20 protein-coding genes are annotated in these 23,122 nt (G+C 55.3%); 13 read left to right on the forward strand and 7 right to left on the reverse strand.

What is annotated here, in order from left to right:
* Positions 1-211: 211 nt before the first annotated feature.
* The 3 genes from ACM67E_RS11165 to amgK all read right to left on the reverse strand — a co-directional run bounded on the left by ACM67E_RS11165 (position 212) and on the right by amgK (position 5,683).
* Positions 212-3,316, reverse strand: a complete 3,105-nt coding sequence (locus tag ACM67E_RS11165; protein ID WP_416191512.1) for a multidrug efflux RND transporter permease subunit — start codon at positions 3,314-3,316, stop codon at positions 212-214.
* 158 nt (positions 3,317-3,474) lie between these two features.
* Positions 3,475-4,446 carry a glycosyltransferase gene (locus ACM67E_RS11170; protein ID WP_416191513.1) on the reverse strand — a complete coding sequence of 324 codons (972 nt, stop codon included), beginning with the start codon at positions 4,444-4,446 and terminating at the stop codon, positions 3,475-3,477.
* A gap of 232 nt (positions 4,447-4,678) precedes the next feature.
* A complete protein-coding gene (amgK, locus tag ACM67E_RS11175; RefSeq protein WP_416191514.1) occupies positions 4,679-5,683 on the reverse strand; it encodes an N-acetylmuramate/N-acetylglucosamine kinase AmgK in 1,005 nt (334 codons plus the stop codon).
* Positions 5,684-5,753: 70 nt separating this feature from the next.
* On the opposite strand from amgK, the gene ACM67E_RS11180 reads away from it, so the two are divergent.
* The 3 genes from ACM67E_RS11180 (at position 5,754) to ACM67E_RS11190 (ending at position 10,636) form a co-directional block, all read left to right on the forward strand.
* Complete coding sequence (locus ACM67E_RS11180) at positions 5,754-8,231, forward strand: LPS-assembly protein LptD (RefSeq protein ID WP_416191515.1); 2,478 nt, start codon at positions 5,754-5,756, stop codon at positions 8,229-8,231.
* Positions 8,228-9,142 carry a peptidylprolyl isomerase gene (locus tag ACM67E_RS11185; protein WP_416191516.1) on the forward strand — a complete coding sequence of 305 codons (915 nt, stop codon included), beginning with the start codon at positions 8,228-8,230 and terminating at the stop codon, positions 9,140-9,142. The genes ACM67E_RS11180 and ACM67E_RS11185 overlap by 4 nt, the downstream gene beginning before the upstream one ends.
* A gap of 414 nt (positions 9,143-9,556) precedes the next feature.
* Positions 9,557-10,636, forward strand: coding sequence for an endonuclease/exonuclease/phosphatase family protein (locus ACM67E_RS11190; RefSeq protein WP_416191517.1), 1,080 nt, complete (start codon positions 9,557-9,559; stop codon positions 10,634-10,636).
* 226 nt (positions 10,637-10,862) lie between these two features.
* Here ACM67E_RS11190 and ACM67E_RS11195 read toward each other — a convergent pair whose 3' ends face one another.
* Together ACM67E_RS11195 and ACM67E_RS11200 are read right to left on the reverse strand one after the other, a co-directional pair.
* Complete coding sequence (locus ACM67E_RS11195; protein WP_416192781.1) at positions 10,863-11,393, reverse strand: alpha/beta hydrolase; 531 nt, start codon at positions 11,391-11,393, stop codon at positions 10,863-10,865.
* Between the two features lie 25 nt (positions 11,394-11,418).
* A complete protein-coding gene (locus ACM67E_RS11200) occupies positions 11,419-12,195 on the reverse strand; it encodes an exodeoxyribonuclease III (protein WP_416191518.1) in 777 nt (258 codons plus the stop codon).
* A gap of 166 nt (positions 12,196-12,361) precedes the next feature.
* Here ACM67E_RS11200 and pyrE point away from each other — a divergent pair, with 166 nt between their 5' ends.
* The 10 genes from pyrE (at position 12,362) to ACM67E_RS11250 (ending at position 20,883) form a co-directional block, all read left to right on the forward strand.
* A complete protein-coding gene (gene pyrE / locus ACM67E_RS11205; protein WP_416191519.1) occupies positions 12,362-13,003 on the forward strand; it encodes an orotate phosphoribosyltransferase in 642 nt (213 codons plus the stop codon).
* 77 nt (positions 13,004-13,080) lie between these two features.
* Positions 13,081-13,473 carry an MJ0042-type zinc finger domain-containing protein gene (locus ACM67E_RS11210; protein WP_416191520.1) on the forward strand — a complete coding sequence of 131 codons (393 nt, stop codon included), beginning with the start codon at positions 13,081-13,083 and terminating at the stop codon, positions 13,471-13,473.
* Between the two features lie 5 nt (positions 13,474-13,478).
* On the forward strand, positions 13,479-14,789 hold the full coding sequence (gene argA, locus ACM67E_RS11215; RefSeq protein ID WP_416191521.1) for an amino-acid N-acetyltransferase: 1,311 nt from the start codon (positions 13,479-13,481) through the stop codon (positions 14,787-14,789).
* A gap of 234 nt (positions 14,790-15,023) precedes the next feature.
* Complete coding sequence (locus tag ACM67E_RS11220) at positions 15,024-15,278, forward strand: hypothetical protein (protein WP_416191522.1); 255 nt, start codon at positions 15,024-15,026, stop codon at positions 15,276-15,278.
* Positions 15,279-15,408: 130 nt separating this feature from the next.
* The gene (locus tag ACM67E_RS11225) at positions 15,409-15,684 is read left to right on the forward strand and encodes an oxidative damage protection protein (protein WP_095503041.1); all 276 of its coding nucleotides are present in this window, start codon (positions 15,409-15,411) and stop codon (positions 15,682-15,684) included.
* A gap of 219 nt (positions 15,685-15,903) precedes the next feature.
* Positions 15,904-16,818, forward strand: a complete 915-nt coding sequence (menA, locus tag ACM67E_RS11230) for a 1,4-dihydroxy-2-naphthoate octaprenyltransferase (RefSeq protein WP_416191523.1) — start codon at positions 15,904-15,906, stop codon at positions 16,816-16,818.
* 93 nt (positions 16,819-16,911) lie between these two features.
* Positions 16,912-17,601: a Bax inhibitor-1/YccA family protein gene (locus ACM67E_RS11235; protein ID WP_416191524.1), complete on the forward strand. Its 690-nt coding sequence runs from the start codon at positions 16,912-16,914 to the stop codon at positions 17,599-17,601.
* Positions 17,602-17,720: 119 nt separating this feature from the next.
* Positions 17,721-18,224: a pantetheine-phosphate adenylyltransferase gene (gene coaD, locus ACM67E_RS11240; RefSeq protein WP_416191525.1), complete on the forward strand. Its 504-nt coding sequence runs from the start codon at positions 17,721-17,723 to the stop codon at positions 18,222-18,224.
* 563 nt (positions 18,225-18,787) lie between these two features.
* Positions 18,788-19,207 (forward strand): DUF485 domain-containing protein, encoded by a 420-nt coding sequence (locus ACM67E_RS11245; RefSeq protein ID WP_416191526.1) that lies wholly within the window; start codon positions 18,788-18,790, stop codon positions 19,205-19,207.
* Positions 19,204-20,883, forward strand: coding sequence for a cation acetate symporter (locus ACM67E_RS11250; RefSeq protein ID WP_416191527.1), 1,680 nt, complete (start codon positions 19,204-19,206; stop codon positions 20,881-20,883). The genes ACM67E_RS11245 and ACM67E_RS11250 overlap by 4 nt, the downstream gene beginning before the upstream one ends.
* Positions 20,884-20,994: 111 nt before the next feature.
* Here ACM67E_RS11250 and ACM67E_RS11255 read toward each other — a convergent pair whose 3' ends face one another.
* Together ACM67E_RS11255 and lpxB are read right to left on the reverse strand one after the other, a co-directional pair.
* Entirely contained in the window at positions 20,995-21,465 is a 471-nt protein-coding gene (locus ACM67E_RS11255; protein ID WP_416191528.1) for a hypothetical protein, read from the reverse strand.
* Positions 21,466-21,496: 31 nt separating this feature from the next.
* Positions 21,497-22,648, reverse strand: a complete 1,152-nt coding sequence (gene lpxB, locus ACM67E_RS11260) for a lipid-A-disaccharide synthase (protein WP_416191529.1) — start codon at positions 22,646-22,648, stop codon at positions 21,497-21,499.
* Between the last annotated feature and the right edge of the window lie 474 nt (positions 22,649-23,122).

Here is a 23,122-nt window from a genome sequence, read left to right on the forward strand (position 1 = left end):
TTCCTGATGGCTGGCCGTTTCATCAGTTTCAACAACCTGCTCCCCTTCCCCGCTGGCGGGAAGGGGCTGGGGGAAGGGTGGCTTGCGGGTTGAGTGATTTTTTAGAAATTGTGCAAACCTAGCGCGTTTCCTAAATAACATAGATAGAAGGCCGTCTGAAAATATTCTTTTCAGACGGCCTTTCCATTTCCACCTGACTCGCTTCAATTTTTCAGACGGCCTCACCCTGCCGCTTCTTAATCCAACCTCTTATCCACACAAAAAATATCGGTACGAACAGCAAACCCAATACCGTCGAAAACGCCGTGCCGCCCAATACCGCCGTGCCGATGGCGACGCGGCTGCCTGCGCCCGCACCTGTGCCCAAAGCCAGCGGAATCACGCCGAAGCCGAAAGCGATCGAGGTCATTAAAATCGGGCGCAGGCGCAGGCGGGCGGCTTCGGCGGCGGCCTGCCAAATGCTTTTGCCCTGCTCTTGCAGTTGCACCGCAAACTCGACAATCAGAATCGCGTTTTTCGCCGCCAAACCGATGGTGGTGAGTAGGCCGACCTGGAAAAACACGTCGTTTGCCAAGCCGCGCGCGGATGTGAACAATAATGCGCCCAATACGCCCAACACCGCCGAGAGCATGACGGCAAACGGCACGCTCCAGCTTTCGTACAGCGCGGCCAGACATAAAAATACGAACAGCACCGACAAGGCGTACAGCAGCGGCGCGAGCGCACCGGCGCGTTTTTCCTGCAGGGACGCACCCGTCCATTCGATGTCGTAACCGTGCGGCAGGGCTTGGGCGGCCTGTTCGACCGCCGCCATCGCATCGCCCGAACTCACGCCTTCGCCTGCGGCGGCCTGCATCTCCATCGCCAGACTGCCGCTGAAACGGATAAGCTGCGGCGGCGCGACTTCCCAGCGCACGCTGCTGAAGGCGGAGAGCGGAATCATTTCGCCGTTTTGGTTGCGCACTTTCCATTCGCCGATGTTTTGCGGCTGCATACGGAACGGCGCGTCGGCCTGGATATACACGCGCTTGACGCGTCCGTTGTGGATAAAGTCGTTGACGTAAGTGCCGCCCAAAGCGTTGGTCAGCACGGCGTTGATGTCGCCGAGGTTGATGCTGTACGCCAAGGCTTTGCGGTCATCGACATCGACCACCACCTGGCTTCTCGGGTCTTGGTTGTTGACGCGCACGCTGCGCAGGCGCGAATCTTGTGCCGCCGATTCGGTAAACTGCCCGGCAGCGGCGGCCAGCTTGCCGTAGCCTTGGCCGTTGCTGTCTTTAATCACGAAGCTCAGGCCGCCCGCCGAACCCAAACCGCGCACCACTGGCGGCAGGTTGACGAAAATTTTGGCGTTTTTACGCTGACGGAACAGGCGCGACGCGCGCTGCTCCAATGCCCGTGTGCTTTGATCCGCGCTGCGCTCCTCCCACGGCTTCAGGCGCACGGTCAGCATACCGAAGCCCTGATTGCCGCGTATACCCGTCAACGCCATCACGTTGGCGACTTCGGGCTGCTGTCGGAAAAAGGCTTCCAGTTCGTCCAAAGTTCCGCGCAAACGCGCATCGGTCGAACCCGACGGCATGGTCACGTTGACCTGCAGATAGCCTTGGTCTTCTTCGGGCAGAAACGAGGTCGGCAGGTAGTGGAACAGCGCGGCGCAGGCGGCGATGACTGCGAGAAAGCCGGCGAACATGAGTTTGCCGCGCTTGAACGTACCGCTCACCAAAGCCGCATAGCGTTGCGACAGTTTTTCAAAGCCGCGGTTGAACCACGCAAAAGGCCGTCTGAACAGGCCGCCACTCGGTTTGTCGTGCGCTTTGGGTTTGAGAAACTGGGCGCACATCGCGGGCGAGAGCGTCAGCGCCACCAACACGGAAAAGCCCATCGCCGCAATCAGCGTCACGGCAAACTGGCGGTAAATCACACCCGTGGTGCCGGGGAAAAACGCCATCGGCACGAACACCGCCGACAACACCATGCCCACGCCCACCAGCGCGGACGAAATCTCTTTCATGGATTTTTCGGTGGCGGTTTTCGCGTCCAAACCCTCGTCGTGCATGACGCGCTCGACGTTTTCCACCACCACGATGGCATCGTCCACCAACAGGCCGATGGCCAACACCAGCGCGAACATGGTCAGCATGTTGATTGAATAGCCCAAAGCCGCCAGCACCCCGAGCGTCCCCATCAGCACCACCGGCACGGCAATCGCGGGAATCAGCGTGGCGCGCCAGCTTTGCAGGAACACGAACATCACCAGCACCACCAACACAATGGCTTCGGCCAGCGTTTTCATCACTTCTTTGAGCGACGCTTTCACAAACGGCACGCTGTCTTGGCTGGTTTGCGCCTTCAGGCCGTAGGGAAAATCCGGCTCGAGTTCGCGGATTTTCGCTTCCACCGCCGCAGCCGTGTCCAGCGCGTTCGCGCCGTCTGAAAGCACGATGCCCAATGCGCCGCCGGTTTTCCCATTCAAACGCGTCTGCACATCGGCGCTTTCCGCCCCGAGTTCCACCCGCGCCACGTCTTTGACGGTCACGACCGCGCCGTCGGGCGTGCTTTTCAATACCACGTTTTCAAACTCTTCCACCGTTTGCAGCTTGCTGCGCGCCTGAATCGGCGCATTGAGCATTTGCCCCTCGACGGACGGCAGCTGGCCGAGCTGTCCGGCCGAAACCTGCGTGTTCTGGCTTTCCAGAGCCGCGCGCACGTCAGACGGCATCAGTTGGAACTGCTCCAATTTGTTCGGATTGAGCCAAATGCGCATGGCGTAGCTGCTGCCGTAAAGCTGCACTTCGGCCACGCCGTCGATGCGTCCCAACACGTCCACCACATTGCTCGCCAGATAATCCGTTACCGCCACGCGCGAAACGGTCGGGTCGTCAGTGTAAAACATCCACGACACCAAATTGTCCTGTCCGCCGCGCGTCACCGACACGCCGCGGCTGCGCACCGCTTCGGGCAGGCGCGACAAAACCTGCTGCAAGGCGTTTTGCACCTGCACCTGCGCCACATCGATGTCCGTGCCCGGCTCGAAAGTGATGGTCGTGCGCGACTGGCCGGACGAATCGGCGGTCGAACTCATGTACATCAGGCCGTCCAAACCCGTGAGCTGCTGCTCGATGACCTGCGATACGGAGTCGTTGACGGTTTCGGCGGATGCGCCGGTGTAACGCGCCACCACCGAAACCTGCGGCGGCGCAATGTCGGGATACTGCTCCAGCGGCAAAGTCAGAATCGACAGCGCACCGGCCAGCGTGATGAAAATAGACAGCACCCACGCAAACACGGGGCGGCGGATAAAAAAGTGAGCCATAAAGTAATGATGGATAAGGGGGTTATGATAATTTTCAGACGGCCTAGATTGTGAACAATTCACACCGCTTCGGCAAGGCATAAAATGTAAAGAGGCCGTCTGAAAATCCGTATCAGGATTTTCAGACGGCCTGTTGAAAAAATAGGGCTGCCGCTCTGCTACCGCGCCATCGCCTTACTGGCGGCCAATACGCCCAACGCAGTTTTACTGCGGAACAGGCCGCACAAAACGCGGGTACGCATACGCCGGTTAAAGCGGCTCGGATAGCCTTCCAACCGGTAATCGTAGCCGACATCCCGCAAGCGGCGGAACATTTCGGCTGCCGGTATGCGGTTTTTCAGCATGGACGTAATATAGATAAACTGGAACGAATCGCGTATTTCCAACAGCCGACGGCTGACTTCGGGCTGTTTGTCCGCGTTCATCAGACGGGTATATTCTTTGACGGCCAAACCGATGTCGTCGAGATATTTCTGCGTCTGTGCGGCCGTGCGTTTTTTGCGCATCACCGAATCGGGATTGTTCACGTAGAGATAAACTTTCTGATGGGTGGCGGCCACTTTTTTGCAGGCCAGCATGTATTCCAATAAAAATATGCCGTCTTCCAAATAGGCCATACCCGGGATAAAACGCAACCGCAACGCTTCAATCAGATCGCGGCGGTAGATATACGACCAGACAGCCGACATAAACGACAGTTCGTTCATATACTTGGCCAAGTCCATCACCGCCACGCCGTCGCCGAGCCGGAACTTCTCTTCAACGTCAAACTGAAGCAAATCGGCAGACTGCGTTTCCATCACGTCCAAAAAACGGCCCAGCTCCTGCGGATTCAACTGATCGTCGTGGTCCATAAACATCACGAATTCGCCGCCCGCCTTTTCCAAAGCCAAATTGCGCGCGCGGCTGACCCCGCCGTTGGGCGTATCAATCAGATGATGCTGCAATTGGGGATGGGCGGCGAACAATGCCTGCAACTGCGCCAGCGTGTCATCGCGGGAACCGTCGTTGATGACGATGAATTCGACATTACCCAACGCATTGTGGATATTGAGAAAATTTTCACCCAATCCGGCGATAAACTTACCGCCGTTATAAATGGGCACAATCAAAGAAAGTTTTGGATTCATGATTTCGGGTACGCGGCAGAAATATAAATTTTTTATAGTGAAACCAATATTCGTGATTTCACCCTATCCGCAGCATGTTCGGCCAAACCGTCTCCGGCATTCGGATAAACCTTATCTTAAAATAAAAGGGATATTGCTTATTTTAACGGCATGGTTTTTGCTGCACCGACGGATTAGTGTGTCAATCCGCCGTTAAATTCCCTGCCCTGCCGCATTTGCCCCGAATTTTTGATTAAAACGTGAATCCCGTTTCCAATTCTTCGTCGCCGACCAAATCCACCAGCAGCGCATACAGCGGTGCCAAATCGACGTAGCGGCGGCCGGCGCGGCGCAGGTAATTCAGGAAGCGCGGGATTTCGGGGCGGTATTTGTCTTTTCCGTCGCGGTGGTAGAGCCGCGCGAAAATACCGGCCACTTTCAGATGGCGTTGTACGCCCATCCACTCGAACCAACGGTAAAACTCGTCGAATTCAGACGGCACGGGCAAACCGGCGGCACGCGCTTTTTCCCAGTAACGAATCACCAAGTCCAACACGAATTCTTCTTCCCACTCGATAAACGCATCGCGCAAGAGCGACACCAAATCATAGGAAATCGGGCCGTAAAGCGCGTCTTGGAAATCCAATACCCCCGGGCGGCCGGGTTGCAGCATCAGGTTGCGCACGATAAAGTCTCGGTGCACGTACACCTGCGGCTGCGCCAGCAGCGGCGGCAGCAAAGTATCGACGACCTGCTGCCACAATTGGCGTTGCTTGAAATTCAGTTCTTTGCCCAACTCTTTGGCGACAAACCATTCGGGAAACAGGTTTATCTCGCGCAGCATCACTTCGCGGTCATACGGCGGCAATTGGTCGGGGCGGCCGGCTTTTTGCAGAATGATGAGTTCGTCTATCGCTTCGAGCAGCAGGGCTTTGTGGGCGGATTCGGCCGTTTCCTGCGTCATGGCGGTCAGAAACGTGGTATTGCCCAAATCGTTCAACACCATAAATCCCAAAGATTCATCGACGTGCAGAACCTGCGGCACGTTGACCATGTCGAAGAGCTTTTGCACTTTCAAATACGGCGCAACGCTCATTTTGTCGGGCGGCGCATCCATGCAGACCACGGTACGGCCGTCTGAAAACGTCGCACGGAAATAGCGGCGGAAATCGGCATCGGCCGCCGCAAAGCTCAATTCAAAAGATTCGTTCGGGTAAACGGTTTCCAACCATTTTTGTAATTCGTGTTGTCGTTGCATAGCGGTTTTGAAGATTTTCAGGTTAAAATAAACGCTATTCTAACTGGCAAAACCGATTTAAGGTGTAACTTTGGCTCGTTTATTTTCACTCAAACCCTTAGTCATCGCATTGGGCGTCGGCTTCAGCACAGCGGCGGCCGCCCAGAGCGGCGGTGTATTTGTACCGGCCGCATCCGATTACGTGCCGATTGAAAACACCCAAGACACAGCGAACCAAGCTGCCGCAAATCATGCTGTTGCCGAAACCGCCGCAAAGACCGTACCGTCTGAAAACAGGCCGTCTGAAAAAACGGAAGAGCTGTCTTTAGGCAGCACCTGCCTGTTTTGCGACAAAGAAACCGTTGCCAAACACGCCGAAGCGCAGGCGGAAGCAACCGCCGTCAACCGCAGCGGCGAAGAACCGCTGCCGACCGACTACACGCGCGTCACCGCCGATTACGTCGAAGGGCAGACCAATGTCCAGGTTCAGGCCAAGGGCGACGTGATCATCGAGCGCAACGACGAAGTATTGAACGCCGATTGGGCGCATTACGACCAAGCCAGCAATACCGTTACCGCAGGCGACCGCTTCAAACTCTACCAAGACGGCTCCGTCGTGACCGGCGACCAAATCAACTACAATCTGGACAACAGTTCGGGCGTGAGCGAAAACGTCCGCATGGCCACCGAAAAAGACGGCCGCCGCCTGCAAAGCGTCAGCGAAAAAGCCGAAATGCAGGGCAAAGAGCGGTACAAACTCATCCACACCAAATTCAACACCTGCTCCCCGGGCGACGCGAGCTGGTACATCAAAGCCAAGAGCATCGAGGCCGACCAAGCCAGCGGCATCGGCGTCGCGAAAGGTGCATCGCTGGTCTTCGGCGGTGTACCCGTTTTGTACACGCCGTGGGCGGATTTCCCGCTCAACGGCAACCGCAAAAGCGGCCTGCTTGTGCCGAACATTTCCACCGGTTCAGACGGCCTCGAACTGGCTCTCCCTTATTACCTGAACCTTGCACCCAACCTCGACGCCACCGTTACGCCGGAAATCATTTCCAGCCGCGGCGTGCGCTTGGGCGGACAAGTCCGCTACCTGCAACCCTCATACGCCGGCCAAGTCGACGGCACATGGATGCCCGACGACAAAAAAAGCGAACACAACAACCGCTACCAATTCCAATGGAGCCACAACCACCGCTTTACCAACCAACTCAGCGGCGGCGTGGATTTCAACAGCGTATCGGATAACGACTACTACCGCGACTTCTACGGCCGCAACGACATCGCCGACAACGTCAACCTCAACCGCCAAGCCTGGTTAAACTACAACAATACCTTTTGGGGCGGCAATTTCGACGGCTCGCTGATGGCGCAGAAATACCAAACCCTGGCCAATGAATACGGCTATAAAGACGAGCCTTACGCCATCATGCCGCGCCTGTCCGGCCGCTGGCAGCGCAGCTTCGACAACAATATGCAGGCCAACGTGTTCGGCCAGTTCACCCGCTTCGAACACGACGACAAACAAAGCGGCAACCGCTTCGTGCTGAATCCGAGCGTGAAATGGGATTTCCACAACCGCTGGGGCTATGTCCATCCGAAAATCGGCGTCCATGCCACTTATTATGATTTGGACAGCTTCAACGGCAGCAGCCGCCGGCATTTCAGCCGCGTGCTGCCGATGGTCAGCGTCGACAGCGGCATGACGTTCGAACGCCAAACGCAGTTTTTGGGTAACGGCTACCTGCAAACGCTGGAGCCGCGCCTGTTCTATAACTATATCCCGACCAAGCAGCAAAGCGACTGGCCGAACCTCGACACCTCCGAAAACAGCTTTACCTACGAGCAGCTTTTCCGCGAAAACCTGTTTTCGGGCAACGACCGCATCAACGCGTCCAACAGCCTGTCGACCGCCGTACAGAGCCGCCTGCTCAATCCCCGAACCGGTGCCGAACTGTTCCGCGCCGGTATCGGCCAGAAATTCTATTTCAAAACCGATAACGTTCTGCTCGACGGCAGCGTGAGCCGGTACGAACGCAACCGCTCCGACTGGGTGGCCTTTGCCCACGGCAACGTCACCGACAGCGTGCGCCTCGATCTCGACATCCACTACAACCAGAACCAAAACCGCGCCGAAAGCTATGCGGCGGGCATCCGCTACAATCCCGAGCCGGGCAAAGTATTGAGCGCGCGCTACAAATACAACCGCAATGCCCGAATCTACCTGCAGGACGACGGCGAATACCTGTATGACAAACTGAACCAAATCGACTTGGCCGCCCAATGGCCGCTGCGCAAAAACCTGTATGCCGTCGCCCGCTACAACTACGAACTCACCGTGAAAAAACCGCTGGAAATGTTGGCCGGCGTCGAATACAAAAGCGATTGCGGCTGCTGGAGCGCGAGCGTGGTCGGCCAACGCTACGTCACCGGCGAAAACAGCAGGAAAAACGCCGTTTTCTTCAATTTGCAGCTGAAAGATTTGAGCAACGTCGGCCAAAATCCGTTTGAACAACTGCGCTTAGCCATCCCGGGCTACAGCAAAACCAACGAGGTAGTCAACCCATGAATGTGAAACCCTTAATGCTGGCCGTGGTACTCGGTCTGAGTCTGAACGCGGCACATGCCGCCGATGTCAAAGCCTCCGACAGCATCGCCGCCGTCGTCGACAACGACATCATCACCCAACGCCAAGTCAGCCAAGCCGTAGCAGAGGCACGCCGCAACCTGCCCAAAGGCACGAAGGTAGCCGATGCCGATTTGCGCCAACAGGTCTTGGCGCAGATGGTGAACCAAACCTTAATCGTACAGGCCGGCAAACGCCGCAACATCCAAGCCAGCGAAGCCGAAATCGATGCCGTGATTGCGCAGACCCCGTCATTGAAAAACGCCAATAAACGCGTGCGCCGGGAAATCGGCGACAGCATCATCGTCGAAAAAGTACGCCAGCAGGCCATTATGGAAAACAGCCGCGTCAGCGACAGCGAAGTGACGAGCTTCATCAACCGTGCGCAGCAGCAAGGCGTTACCCTGCCCGAAGGCGAGCCGCTGCGCCAATACAATGCGCAACACATCCTGCTTAAAGCCGATTCCGACAACGCCGCCGCAGCCGCCGAGAGCAGCATCCGCAAAATCTACGCCCAAGCACGCAGCGGCGCGGACTTCGCCGGCTTGGCACGCCAATACTCGCAAGACGGCAGCGCGGCCAACGGCGGCGATCTGGGCTGGTTTTCAGACGGCATGATGGTGACACCGTTTGAAGATGCCGTACACAAACTCCAACCCGGCCAAGTCAGCCCGCCCGTGCGCACCCAATTCGGCTGGCACATCATCAAGCTGAACGACATCCGCGAAGCCGGCACGCCGGAAGAACGCCAGCGCAATGCCGTGCGCCAGTACATTTCGCAGCAAAAAGCCCAGCAGGCCACCACCAACCTGTTGCGCGACCTGCATTCGAGTTCGTTTGTGGACATCCGCTGACGCATTCCCTGCACGCTTGAAACAGGCCGTCTGAATCATATTTTCAGACGGCCTGTTGCTTTCAAAATGCCCGAACGCCCTGGCCGTCTGCGTAGCTCATGGCAGAATAGATTTTCAAATTCAACCCGAGTTTTGCAAAGACGCAGGCCGTCTGAAACTTTTCAGACGGCCTGAACAATGCGTTTTTTCCTTACGGAACAATCCGGCCGTTTCCGTTTGCCGCCGCGTCCGGCCAAGTTTACAAAGACGGATTTAGCACGGATAATCAACCCGTAACCGAAATTATTCCGCCAGATGCCGTCTGAAAAACCCTTTCGGAACAAGGCACTTCTACCCGCCGCCCGAAACCGGCGGGACGGCGGCAACGGCGCAAACGGCGGTCGTTCGCGACCGGCATTTCATCAGGAACAGATTATGTCCGATTTACCCTTAGGCGATTGGCTGCTCTTGGCGCTCTTGTGCGTACCGGTGGCGGCCACCCTGCTTTCGCTGCTGAAATCCGACCACTGGGTCATGCGGATATTCGATTTTCCGCGTCTGCAAATCGCGGCCTTGAGCGTGTTGTGCATGCTGCTCAATTACTGGCTCGAACAAAGCAACAACATGATTTTCGACCTCATGGAAGTGGTCAATTTCGCCTGCGCGGTATGGCAGTTTTGGCAAATCAGTGCCTACACGCGCTTAAGAAAACCGCAGGTCATGGGTTACAAAGGCGGCGACAACGGGCGCACCGTCAGCATCCTCACCAGCAACGTGCTCACGCCCAACCGCGAGGCCGGCAAACTTTTGACACTCGTGCGCCGCTACCGCCCCGACATCGTGCTCACTCTGGAAAGCGACCAATGGTGGGAAGACGCGCTGGCCGAATTGGAAACCGACCACCCCTACACGGTGAAAGTGCCGCTCGACAACCTTTACGGCATGCACCTCTACAGCCGCCTGCCGCTGCATGATGCGCAAATCCAATACCGCGTGCGCGACGACATTCCCTCGATTACCGCCAAAGTCGAGCTTCCGGGCGGCGAACTGATCCGCATCTACTGCCTGCACCCGATGCCGCCCAGCCCTACCGAGAGCGATACCTCGACCGAACGCGACGGCGAACTTCTGCTCGTCGGCAAAGAAATCGCCGCCTCCGACGAAAGCTGCATGGTGTTCGGCGATTTGAACGACGTCGCCTGGTCGGACACCTCGCGCCTGTTCCAGCGCATCAGCGGCCTGCTCGACCCGCGCATCGGCCGCGGCCTGTACAACACTTTCCACGCCGACTGGAAACTGCTGCGCTGGCCGCTCGACCACATTTTCCACAGCAGCGATTTCTTGGTGGCCGATTTGAAAGTGTTGCCGCACATCGGCTCCGACCATTTCCCCGTGTACGGCAAATTCCAATACCACCCGCCTGCGGAAAATATCCACGAAACACCCGAAGCCGACCATGCGGACAAACAGGAAGCGGAGGAAAAAATCGAAGCGGCCGAGGAAATGCAGAATTGAAAAAGATTCGAGGCCGTCTGAAAATTTTCAGACGGCCTCGAGCTTTTTTCAGTCTAAAAGCCCTTCGCAACCGTGAATACTGCCAACCGCCGCATCATCATATGACTGTAAATTTTATCAAACCACGAGGCCGCGCCCCGTGCAAACCGAACAAAGGCCGTCTGAAACCACTTTCAGACGGCCTTACACATTTGCCTCATTTGTACATGACGGCCTGTACACCTGCTCAACTCAGCAGCATTTCCTGCATCAGCTTCATGCCCCATTGCCAGCCGCCGAGTGCACCGTTCAGACGGTCTTCGTGCGGCGACACCAGCAACCGTGCATTCCAAAGCGCGGCTTTTTCACGCGCCCAATCGAGCGGGCAATCGCCGTTTTGTCCGACAACCAAAGCCGCGCGGCAATGGCAGCGGGCGCGTTGCAGGGTGTGTTCGGCATCATCGGGAAACGCGTCCGGCAGCGGCGACACCAAAATCAGGTTGCACACGGTTTTCTGCACGTTCACATCCGCCCGATACAGCCATGCCAGCACCGCCGACACGCCCGCACCGTGCGCGACCACCGCGACATGACGGCTTTGGTGTTGCGCAAAGGCCGTCTGAACCGCATCCTGCCAGCCGCCGATGCTTTGCGGACGCGACACTTCCGCCTGCAACACAATCGGATAACTCACCGCCCAGCGTTCCATCCACAAAGGCGGCGTTTCGGTATCGTGCACCAGCAACAGCGTCAAATCTTCGAGGTCATACGCGCTCAACATGGCATTTCCGTTTCAGACGGCCTCACACCGTATAGTCATATTCCGCCACCAAAGGCGCGTGGTCGGAGAATTTTTCGTCTTTGTAAACATGCGCGGATACGGCTTTGGCGGCCAATTCCGGCGTGACCATTTGGTAGTCGATGCGCCACCCCACGTCTTTCGCGTAGGCCTGGCCGCGGTTGCTCCACCAGGTGTAGCCCGCAATTTCGGGGTAAAGCGTGCGCCACAAATCCACCCAGCCCAACTCGCTGATGACTTTGCCGATCCACGCGCGTTCTTCGGGCAGGAAGCCCGAATTTTTCTGGTTGCCTTTCCAGTTTTTCAGGTCGATGTTTTGATGCGCGATGTTCCAGTCGCCGCACACCACAATATCGCGACCTTCGGCTTTCATCGCGTCCAGCATGGGGTAAAACGCGTCGAGGAAACGGTATTTCAGTTCCTGACGCTCCGGCGCGCTGGTGCCGCTGGGCAGATAGAGTGAAATCACGCTCAGGTTGCCGAAATCGCAGCGCACGAAACGCCCCTCGCGGTCGAATTCTTCGATGCCCATGCCGTATTGCACATTGTCGGGCTTTTGCCTGCTGTACACCGCCACGCCGCTGTAACCGCGCTTTTCGGCGCAATGCCAATGCCCGTGCATACCGTGCGGGTTTTTCATGGTGTCGTCCAAATCCGCTTCCTGAGCCTTCAATTCCTGCACGCAGACAATGTCCGCGCCCGAGGCGGCGATGTATTCGAGAAATCCTTTTTTATAGGCGGAACGGATGCCGTTGACGTTGACAGAGATGATTTTGAGCATGGTTGTGATGTTTCGACAAAAGAAAATGCGATTGTAGCAGAAGTAGCAGGGCTTAGCTTTTTGGAAAAGGCTGTCTGAAAACAATTTTTCAGACGGCCTTTGGGTTTTGCCGCGCAATCCCTTATAATCGTGTATTCGATTAAGTCTGTCTTTTAAAGGGCAAAAAATGTCTGATTTCCGCCAAGATTTCCTGAAATTCGCCTTGGAACAAAATGTATTGAAGTTCGGCGAGTTCACCACCAAAGCCGGCCGACAGTCGCCGTATTTCTTCAATGCCGGCCTGTTTAACGACGGTGCGTCCACTTTGCAGCTTGCCAGGTTTTACGCGCAGGCCATCATCGAGAGCGAGGTGGAATTCGACATGCTGTTCGGCCCGGCCTACAAAGGCATTATTCTGGCGGCGGCCACGGCGATGATGCTGGCGGAAAAAGGCGTGAACGTACCGTTTGCCTACAACCGCAAGGAAGCGAAAGACCACGGCGAAGGCGGCGTGTTGGTCGGTGCGCCGCTCAAAGGCCGCGTGCTGATTATCGACGACGTGATTTCGGCCGGCACTTCGGTGCGCGAGTCGGTGAAACTGATTGAGGCCGAAGGCGCAACGCCCGCCGCCGTCGCCATTGCGCTCGACCGCATGGAAAAAGGTACGGGCGAACTGAGCGCGGTGCAGGAAGTAGAACGGCAATACGGTTTGCCGGTGGTGTCGATTGCGAATTTGAACGATTTGTTCACGCTCCTGCAGAACAACAGCGAATTCGGCGGCTTTTTCGAGCCGGTGAAGGCCTACCGCGAACGTTACGGCGTGGCCTGACAAAGCATAAGGCCGTCTGAAAATTTCAGACGGCCTGCAATAACAACGAAAAAATACATTACGAAACGAGTTTACCCATGCCTGCATGTACCTGTCCACACTGCCACACCAATCTCTGGGTGAAAGATGCCCAACTGAATGTGGCGCAAGGTTTTGTGGTCTGCCGAAAATGCGAAGGGCTGTTCAAAGCCAAAGACCATCCGGCCGTTCCGAACGCGCCGTTGCAGCCCGAGACGCTGCCCGATGCCGCGACCGATGTGCGTCTGGTTCACAGCATCGGCGCGCAGATCCGCCAACGCAAGCAGCTTTCGCGCAATGAAATTGCCGATTTGCTCGACAATGTCATTCACGAATCGAAAAAACATGCCGCCCAAACCCGCCCCAAAGAGGGTTTCAACTGGACGCTGGCCTCGCTCATCGCGCTGACCGTGTTAATCATGCAGCTTTTTTATCTGATTTTATTGATTTGATTTCCATGAATACATCCGTTGGTTTTGTCGGCGACTTCCGCGAAGCCGCGCCCTACATCAACTACCTGCGCGGCAAAACGCTGGTCATCGGCGTGGCCGGCAGCCTGTTGGCGGGCGAACCGCTCAAACGCCTGGCCGCCGATTTGAACCTGCTCGCCAGCTTGGGCGTGCGTTTGGTGTTGGTACACGGCTCGCGCCTGCAAATCACGGCCACACTCGCCGCCCAAGGCCGCACACCGGCCTACCACAACGGACGGCGCATCACCGACGAAGCCGCGCTGCAACTGGCCAAACAGGTCAGCGGCATGTTGCGCAGCGACATCGAAGCCGCCTTGTGCAGCAGCATTTCCCAAACGCCGCAGCGCAGCAAACCCCTGAGCGTGGCAAGCGGCAATTTCCTCTCCGCCCGACCGTTGGGCATCATCGACGGCATCGACATGGGCTACACCGGCCAAGTGCGCAAAATCGACACCGAATCCATCGTCAACCGTCTCGACGACGGCGCGCTGGTGCTCATCGGCCCGCTCGGCCACTCTTTGAGCGGCAAAACCTTCAATCTCAGCATGAGCGACATCGCCGAAGCCTGCGCCATCGCACTCAACGCGGAAAAACTGATTTACCTGATTGAAGAAGAAGGCATTTTGAATTCAGACGGACTGCTGATGACCAACCTGTCCGCCCAAGAAGCGCGGCAACTGATGGCGCAGCAGCCGCCACCGCCGCAACTGCGCCTGATCCAGTCCGCCGTCAATGCCGTGGAAAACGGCGTGGCGCGCACGCAAATTCTCAGCGGCCGCGACGACGGCAGCCTGATTCGCGAACTCTTCACCCGCCACGGTGCCGGTACGTCCGTCGCCCGCGATTCCTTCGTCAACATCCGCGCCGCGCACAGCGACGACATCCCCAACATCACGGCACTTATCCGCCCGCTGGAAGAACAGGGCATCCTGCTGCGCCGCAGCCGCGAATACCTTGAAGACCAAATCCACACCTTTTCCGTGTTGGAACACGACCGGCACATCTACGGCTGCGTCGCTCTGAAAACCTTCTCCGACCCGCACTCAGGCGAATTGGCCTGCCTCGTCGTCTCGCCCGAAGCGCAAGACGGCGGTTACGGCGAGCTTCTGCTGGCGCACCTGTTCAAAAAAGCGCGCGACGCCGGCATGACCAGGCTGTTCGCCCTCTCCACCCACACGGGAGAATGGTTTGTCGAACGCGGCTTTCAGACGGCCTCGGCACAGGATTTGCCGCCCGAACGCCGCCGGGATTTAATCGACAGCGGGCGCAATTCCAAAGTCTTTGTTTACGTTTTGTAAAATTAGTGCAGCAATAAAAAAGAGCGTATCAATGGATACGCTCTTTTTTATTGATTTAATAAATACTTAAGGCCGTCTGAAAAAATTTCGATGTTAACATTTCCCAAAAGGAAAAACAGTATTAACCAAAACCCTGTTTATCCGTATACCGAGCAGGCCTACAATGCATTCGTCGGTTGGATAAACCAACCTTTCATTTACTTCATAACGCATTCACGACATAAGGAATTTATCATGAAAACCATCCTGTTCACGACTTTAATCGCCACCGCCGCCACTTTGGCCGCCGCCAAAGGCGCACCGCAACCGGCTTGGGATCACGCCAACGATGCCGGCCCGATTGAAGGCCTGCAGCAAGTGGAACAGCCGCAAGGCCAACGTTTCAAAAAAACAGACCGCATCGAATACACCGCACCGAACACCGGCGTGCGCACTCCGGGCGACATTGGCTACAACGACACCCATGCGCGCTTGGGTGCGGACAAATAATCGTCCCGTCGGCAACAGGCCGTCTGAAAATATTTCAGACGGCCTGTTTTCATCCTGCCGCCCGCCTTTTCCGATCGGCGGCAATCCGTTAAAATAAAGGCCGTCTGAAACCCCAACCAAAGGAACCGCCATGACCCGCATGGTCCATTGCGTCAAACTCGGCCGCGAAGCCGAAGGCATGAAATTCCCGCCGCTGCCCAACGAATTGGGCAAACGCATTTTTGAAAACGTATCGCAGGAAGCATGGCAGGCTTGGACACGCCACCAGACCATGCTCATCAACGAAAACCGTCTGAGCCTCGCCGACCCGCGCGCACGCGAATATCTGGCGCAGCAGATGGAACAATACTTCTTCGGCGACGGTGCCGACCAAGTGCAAGGCTATGTGCCGCAAGAACCGGCTTAACCGTTTGCAGGCCGTCTGAACATTTCAGACGGCCTGTGACTTTTGCAGAACCCGAAAATATTCACCAATCTCTTATCCGTCATGAACGGCGCAGGGATAGCGCAGCGGACTTGCGCAGCTCATGACGGAAATTGATTTTTTGGTTTGAGTTGAGTTTCTGCAAAGGTATCGACCTTTTACCGTGCCTTCCCCCGCCCTTTTACCTTTTCACATTCCGCCATGTCGCTCAACGCTTGGATAAACGCCGCACGCCTGCGGACTCTGCCGCTTTCCGCCGCCGGTTCCCTGTGCGGCTGCCTGCTCGCCGCCATGCAGCAGAAACTCCATTGGCCGACCGCGCTGCTGACCGTCGCAACCGCCGTTTCCCTGCAAATATTCAGCAATTTCGCCAACGATTACGGCGACGCGCAAAACGGCGCGGATTCGGCCGGGCGGCAGGGGCCGCCGCGCATGGTGGCTTCGGGACAAATTTCGCCCGAAACCATGCGGACGGGGTTGAAAATCAGCGCGGTGGCGTGCTGCCTGCTCGGGCTGACTTTACTGTACACCGCGCTGCCGATACTGACGCAAACCGCATGGACGGACTGGTTGCTGTGGCTGCTGCTCGGTGCGGCGGCTTTGGCGGCGGCCTACGGCTACACGGCCGGACGCAGGCCTTACGGCTATATCGGTTTCGGCGATGCGGCGGTCTTCGTGTTCTTCGGCCTGCTGGCGGTTTTGGGCAGCGAATATCTGCACACAGGCCGTCTGAATCCGTCTTCGTGGCTGCCCGCCGCCGCAATCGGGTTGTGGTGCACGATGGTGCTGAACCTCAACAACATGCGCGACATCGACCACGATTGGGCGAACGGCAAACGCACGCTGGCCGCGCGCTTGGGCTTGCGCCGCGCCAAGTATTACCATGCGGCTCTGGCTTTGACGGCGGCGGCGTGCTGGAGCGCATGGCTGGCGGTTGGTTTTCACGGGGCAGCCCGGCTGTTTTTACAAGTCTTTATGCTCGCGGCAACGTTTGTTCACTTGAATTTCCTGAACAATACGCCATCTTCTTCCAAGCTGGACAAGCTGGACAAGCTGCTGCCGCAATGGAGCCTGACGGTTTCGGCGTGGGTAGTGCTATTGTGGCTGTTTATTTGAACCAACAGTCATAAATTCCACCCAAAGGCAGACAATTACTGTTAAAATCCGCTTTCATTCATTTCCACACACTTATTTTCAGGAGCAAACGCCATGCAAAACGACGTTTACGACTACACTTCCGGCAGCGCGGTACAGAAAAACACCGTGCTGCAAAAAACCTACCGCCTGCTGGGCTTGTCTTTCATTCCCGCCGCGGCCGGCGCGTTCATCAGCAGCCAGATGGGATTCAGCCTGTATGCCATGATGGGCGGCCGCTGGATGAGCTTTATCGTGTTGCTGGTGTTTTTCTACGGCATGGTGTTCATGATTGAGAAAAACCGCTACAGCAACACCGGCGTGGCGCTGCTGATGGTGTTCACCTTCGGCATGGGCGTATTGATCAGCCCGACGCTGCAATATGCGCTGAACCTGTCCAACGGTGCGCAAATCGTCGGCATCGCCGCCGCGATGACCGCCGCCGTGTTCTTCACCATGTCGGCCATGGCGCGCCGCAGCGGCATGAACATGAGTTCGCTCGGCCGCTTTCTGACCGTCGGCGCGGTGATTCTGATGATTGCGGTGGTGGCCAATCTCTTCCTGCAGATTCCGGCTTTGAGCCTGACCATTTCCGCCGGTTTCGTATTGTTCAGCTCGCTGATGATTATGTTCCAAGTGCGCCAAGTGATTGACGGCGGCGAAGACAGTCACATCAGCGCGGCGTTGACGATTTTCATCTCGCTGTACAACATTTTCAGCAGCCTGCTGCACATTTTGATGTCGCTGACCGGCAGCGACGAATAAAGGCCGTCTGAAAAAAGGCCGTCTGAAAAGTGTATGCGCACTTTCAGACGGCCTTTCGTTTTGACAGTACGCGCCGCAACGCTTATCCTACACGCCTGTTTATCCGATTCCCGCCAACCATGAACCCGAACCCCATCCGCCGCGCGGTGTACGCCGGCAGTTTCGATCCGCCCACCCTCGGCCACGTCTGGATGATTCGCGAAGCGCAGGCTTTGTTTGACGAGCTGGTCGTCGCCGTCGGCGTCAACCCCGAAAAACGCAACACCTACACCATCGAAGAGCGGCAGGCCATGCTCGAAGCCGTTACCGCCGAATTTCCCAACGTGAAAATCACCGTGTTCGAAAACCGTTTTCTGGTGCATTACGCCCGCGAAGTCGAGGCGCGCTTTATCGTGCGCGGCATCCGTACCGCAGGCGACTACGAATACGAACGCTCCATGCGCTATATCAACAGCGATTTGGCACCGGAGATTTCCACCGTTTTCCTGATGCCGCCGCGCGAAATCGCCGAGGTGTCGTCCACGATGGTAAAAGGGTTAATCGGCCCCGAAGGATGGCGCGAAATGATTAAGCCCTACCTGCCGGAAGACGTGTATCAGAAAATCCTGAACGATCACCGGTAGCAAGCTGCCGCCCAAATATCCGAATCCCAAAAAGAGCCGAACCTTTCCGGCTCTTTTGTTTTGGCCAATGATGAAGGTTTTCAGACGGCCCGAACCTTTGCAGAACCCGACAATATTCAGAAACTTTAATCGGTCATCAATTTTCAGGCCGAATCTGAATTCTGCAAAGGCTTCGCCTGCGATTGGAACTTTCTTCCAATTATTCCGATTTTTAACTGATTTACGTCAGCCGATTCACCAAAAAACTCAATTTATGCGTCAAACTGCCGTTTTTAACTGTTGAACGAAATTTTTTTCGTCCAGACGGCCTCCGTCTGCCAAAGCCCGAGTTTGCCGTGCACTCGGGCTTTATTTTCCATCCCCGACGGATAATTAACATAATAACTATATAATCCTTATAAAAATTAATATCTTATCAACTGTTGAAATAAACATTTAACTGCGGTAATGTCGGCTCACCTCGTCAGAAGCGTACGGCGGCGCGACGGAACCATCAGAAGTTCCGCGCAGCTGCCGAAGAAAAAAGAAGCAGTTGTTTTTTTAAGTCTTTGAAGGAAAAAATCATGAGTCAACACGACCACTACGCTGTTGAGGAGCAGCGTCGGGTTGAGCAGGTCTTAGCTCACCCGAAATTCAAACGCATGGCCATGCAGAAATCGATTTTGGGTTGGACGTTCTCCGCCGTTATCTTTTTCGTGTATGTTGCCTTCATTCTGACCATCGGCATCAATCCGCAACTTTTCGCCACCAAAGTAAACCCTGACGGTGTGACCACTTGGGGCATTTACATCGGCGTGTTTGTGATTGTGTTTTCGTTTCTGTCCACGGCAATCTACGTTTACATCGCCAACGGCAAATTTGAAAACATGACCCAAGAAGTGCTGCGCGAAGTGTTCGGCGACGATTCTGCCCCTGCGGCGGGCAGGCCGTCTGAAACTTCATCCGCCCGCCACACCCCCATCGGCGAAGGAGCGGCAAAATGATGAAGAAATTCTTACCTTTGGCAATGCTTTCGGCTTCCGGCAGCCTGTGGGCGGCGGACGCGATTACCGGCGAGGTGCAGCGTCAGGCCACCAACTGGACGGCGATTATCATGTTCCTGATTTTCGTCTTCGCCACCCTGTTCATCACCAAATGGGCGGCCAAGCAAAACAAATCGGCGCAGGATTTCTACACCGGCGGCGGCGGGATTTCCGGCACCAAAAACGGCTTGGCGATTGCGGGCGACTATATGTCGGCGGCGGCGTTTCTGGGCGTATCCGCGATTGTGTTCACGCGCGGCTACGACGGCCTGATTTATTCCGTCGGCTTTTTGGTGGGCTGGCCGATTGTGCTGTTCTTAATGGCCGAACGCCTGCGCAATTTGGGCAAATTCACCTTTTCCGACGTGGCGGCCTACCGCTTCAACCAAAAGCCGGTTCGCCTGTTCGCCGCAACCAGTACGCTGCTGATTGTGGTGCTCTACCTTATCGCCCAGGTGGTGGGTGCGGGCAAGCTGATTCAGCTTTTGTTCGGCATGAACTATCTCTCCGCCGTGATTTTGGTCGGCACGCTGATGGTGGTGTACGTCTTGTTCGGCGGCATGCTGGCGACTACTTGGGTGCAGATGATTAAAGCCGTTTTGCTGCTGGGCGGCGCGACGCTGATTTCGTTTATCGTCTTGAAAAACTCGGGTTTCAGCCTGGAAAACATGTTTGCCACCGCCGTTAAATCGCATGAAAGCGGCGAAGCGGTGATGGCACCGGGCGGTATGGTGAAAGACCCGATTGACGCGCTCTCGCTCGGCTTGGCCTTGATGTTCGGCACGGCCGGCCTGCCGCACATCCTGATGCGCTTCTTTACCGTACCCGATGCCCGCGAAGCACGCAAATCCGTGGTCGTCGCCACCGGTTTGGTCGGCTACTTCTTCCTGCTCACCGGCATTATCGGGTTCGGCGCGATGATTTTCCTGACCAAAGACAATCCGCAATTCTTCACGCAAATGCTGAAAGACGGCAAAACCGTTTACGAAATGGTCGGCGGCGTGAACATGACCGCGGTTCACCTGTCGGGCGCATTGGGCGGCAACCTGCTGCTGGGCTTCATCTCCGCCGTATCCTTCGCCACCATTTTGGCGGTAGTGGCCGGTTTGACCCTGTCGGGCGCGTCTGCGGTGAGCCATGACATTTATTCGTCGGTCATCCGCAAGGGCAAAGCCACGGCACACGAAGAAATGCGCATTTCCCGTGTGGCAACGGTGGTGTTGGGGATATTGGCAGTCGTCTTGGGCTTGGCATTTGAAAACCAAAACGTGGCCTTTATGGTAGGTTTAGTGTTTGCCGTCGCCGCATCGGCCAACTTCCCCGTGCTGATGCTGAGCATGTTCTGGAAAGGCCTGACAACGCGCGGCGTAGTCGCCGGCGGCCTGGCCGGACTGTTCGGCGCATTGCTGCTGATTTTCTTAGGCCCGAGCATCTGGGTGGCGGTATTGGGCAACGAAACCCCGATTTTCCCATACGGCAGCCCCGCGATTTTTACCATTCCTTTGGCCTTTATCGTAGCTTGGCTGGTATCCGTAACCGATACTTCCGCCCAAGCCGCGAAAGACAAAGCCGGTTTCGCCGCACAATACATGCGCTCGATGACGGGCGTGGGCGCGGCGAAGGCTTCGGATCACTAATGGTTTAAATCAGGTTTTCCATATCAAAGGCCGTCTGAAAGCATATGCTTTCAGACGGCCTTTTCATGACTTCAAATGTAAATATTTATCATACTTTCAATAAGCTAAATTTTACTTTTTGGTTAATACCGCACAAAGAATATCGAAAAAAACACACCAGAAGAAAATAAAGCAAATTAAAAACTTTATGCTTTTTCCCAAAATCAATTTTTTCGTACTAAGTAATTCTCTGCAATTCATAAGTTTTTCACGTAATAGAGAATGTTCTGGCGTATTTTCAGGATACGCAGCATCAATGGTCATTTCTAAATAGTCAATGTTTTTTAAAAACGAACGATGCCATGGATGATAGTTTGAATTTGGAAATTTAGGATTATTGAAAGCACTATTGATAAGATTAAAAGTAAATAGGAAAAAAGTTATGCATAACGCTATTATTTTAAGCCAATCATTTGGTACGCTATAACACCCCAAACTTGCCAAAAACAGAAAGACTGCCTCCATATTCAAATTGTGATGATAATTTTGTATTTCATCATGCAACTCTTCAATCCTATTGGCAAACAATTCAAATTTAGCCATAGTCCCTCACGAAAAAAATATCAAAATATTTTCAGACGGCCTTTACCTCCGCCAACACCGCCTCCGCCGCCAATGCCGCGGTATCTTTTTTCAGCAGCTCATGCAGCGCATAAAAATCCCGCTCCAATTGCGCCACCGCTGCCGGATGGTCGTACCAATGCTCCACCGCCGCCGTGAGTTTCTCCGGCGTCGCATCGTGTTGCAGCAATTCCGGCACGGCTTCTTTGTTCAGCAGAATATTCGGCAGCCCGACATGCGGCACTTTGACTTTGCGTTTAACATAAGCATAAGTCAGCGGCGAAATTTTATAGCTGATGACCATCGGCCGTTTGCACAAAGCCACTTCTAACGTGGCCGTACCGCTTGTAACCAACACCACGTCGGCGGCGGTACATACCGTGTCGGACTGCTTGTCCACCAAAGTCAGCGGCAGACGGGCAAACTCGGCTTGCGCCAAAATCTCGCCCAAACGCTTGCCCGTGGCGGCGGTGGCAACCGGCAACACAAACTGCGCCTGCGGATATTTTTCCCGCAATAACAAGGCCGTCTGAAAAAATATCGGCGCCATATAATCGATTTCGCTCACGCGGCTGCCCGGCATAATGGCGAACAGCGGAATTTCAGACGGCATCCCCAGCTTGGCGCGCGCCGCGTCGCGGTCAGCGTCCAGCGGCATGGTTTGCGCCATCGGATGGCCGACAAATTCCGCCTGTCCGCCCGCATCGAGATAAAGCTGCGGTTCCATCGGAAACAGACACAACACCTTGTTCACCTGATGCACAATCTTATTCACCCGCTCGCGCCGCCACGCCCACACCGACGGGCTGACATAATGCACGGTCGGAATCCCCGCCGCCTTCAGCTTCTCCGCCACGCCCAGATTAAAATCGGGCGCGTCAATGCCGACGAACACATCGGGCTTGATGCGGGTTAAATCGTTCACAATCCCTTTGCGGATTTTCAAAATTTCCGGCAGCCGCTTCACTACCTCGACAAAACCGCGCACCGCCAGCTTTTCTTGGTCATACAGGCTGTCAAAGCCCTCCGCCTTCATGCGCTCGCCGCCGATACCGATAAATTCCGCCTCAGGGCAACGCTGTTTCAAAGCACGGATTAAATGCGCCCCGAGCAAATCGCCCGAAGCCTCGCCGACGCAGATGGCAATGGTTAGGTTTGTTTTCATGGTTTGATCAGACTGATTAAGTTACCGGTATTTTAACAGATGGATATGGAAAGGCCGTCTGAAAAACATTTTTCAGACGGCCTTTGTTAAAAACGTTGCTCCAGTCAATTTATCACTTACTTGAATAATTTAAATTTTAGGGGCTGTCTCCATTACAATACGTGAGTAACAAATGCCGCTATAAATGCAAAAAATGCAGACCACCCTATTTTTTCTAAAAAAGTATAACCGTCATCATAAAAAACCGAAGGAATCAAAGAAAGTGCAAACAACCCGACAAACCAATACAATACTTCCATAAAAAATGCAATGAACATTCAAGCACTCCAACAAAGCCTACGTTTATCTGATTTTTTCCGGCATGACATTTTTAATTTTTCTCTAAATCATTGGACCGTCAATAGAAGAACACTATAAATCCTTCTCCATAGAAATAGCTTAGGCATCTGACTATACGGAATAAGGCATGATATC

The sequence above is a fragment of the Neisseria sp. CCUG12390 genome, from assembly GCF_047837985.1.
Lineage (GTDB): Bacteria > Pseudomonadota > Gammaproteobacteria > Burkholderiales > Neisseriaceae > Neisseria.

Excerpts from the sequence above, each read along its gene's own strand:
- ACM67E_RS11165 (WP_416191512.1), bottom strand. The coding sequence starts at position 3,316 with ATGGCTCACTTTTTTATCCGCCGCCCCGTGTTTGCGTGGGTGCTGTCT.
- ACM67E_RS11170 (WP_416191513.1), bottom strand. The coding sequence starts at position 4,446 with ATGAATCCAAAACTTTCTTTGATTGTGCCCATTTATAACGGCGGTAAG.
- amgK (WP_416191514.1), bottom strand. The coding sequence starts at position 5,683 with ATGCAACGACAACACGAATTACAAAAATGGTTGGAAACCGTTTACCCG.
- ACM67E_RS11185 (WP_416191516.1), top strand. The coding sequence starts at position 8,228 with ATGAATGTGAAACCCTTAATGCTGGCCGTGGTACTCGGTCTGAGTCTG.
- ACM67E_RS11190 (WP_416191517.1), top strand. The coding sequence starts at position 9,557 with ATGTCCGATTTACCCTTAGGCGATTGGCTGCTCTTGGCGCTCTTGTGC.
- ACM67E_RS11200 (WP_416191518.1), bottom strand. The coding sequence starts at position 12,195 with ATGCTCAAAATCATCTCTGTCAACGTCAACGGCATCCGTTCCGCCTAT.
- pyrE (WP_416191519.1), top strand. The coding sequence starts at position 12,362 with ATGTCTGATTTCCGCCAAGATTTCCTGAAATTCGCCTTGGAACAAAAT.
- ACM67E_RS11210 (WP_416191520.1), top strand. The coding sequence starts at position 13,081 with ATGCCTGCATGTACCTGTCCACACTGCCACACCAATCTCTGGGTGAAA.
- argA (WP_416191521.1), top strand. The coding sequence starts at position 13,479 with ATGAATACATCCGTTGGTTTTGTCGGCGACTTCCGCGAAGCCGCGCCC.
- ACM67E_RS11220 (WP_416191522.1), top strand. The coding sequence starts at position 15,024 with ATGAAAACCATCCTGTTCACGACTTTAATCGCCACCGCCGCCACTTTG.
- ACM67E_RS11225 (WP_095503041.1), top strand. The coding sequence starts at position 15,409 with ATGACCCGCATGGTCCATTGCGTCAAACTCGGCCGCGAAGCCGAAGGC.
- menA (WP_416191523.1), top strand. The coding sequence starts at position 15,904 with ATGTCGCTCAACGCTTGGATAAACGCCGCACGCCTGCGGACTCTGCCG.
- ACM67E_RS11235 (WP_416191524.1), top strand. The coding sequence starts at position 16,912 with ATGCAAAACGACGTTTACGACTACACTTCCGGCAGCGCGGTACAGAAA.
- coaD (WP_416191525.1), top strand. The coding sequence starts at position 17,721 with ATGAACCCGAACCCCATCCGCCGCGCGGTGTACGCCGGCAGTTTCGAT.
- ACM67E_RS11245 (WP_416191526.1), top strand. The coding sequence starts at position 18,788 with ATGAGTCAACACGACCACTACGCTGTTGAGGAGCAGCGTCGGGTTGAG.
- ACM67E_RS11250 (WP_416191527.1), top strand. The coding sequence starts at position 19,204 with ATGATGAAGAAATTCTTACCTTTGGCAATGCTTTCGGCTTCCGGCAGC.
- ACM67E_RS11255 (WP_416191528.1), bottom strand. The coding sequence starts at position 21,465 with ATGGCTAAATTTGAATTGTTTGCCAATAGGATTGAAGAGTTGCATGAT.
- lpxB (WP_416191529.1), bottom strand. The coding sequence starts at position 22,648 with ATGAAAACAAACCTAACCATTGCCATCTGCGTCGGCGAGGCTTCGGGC.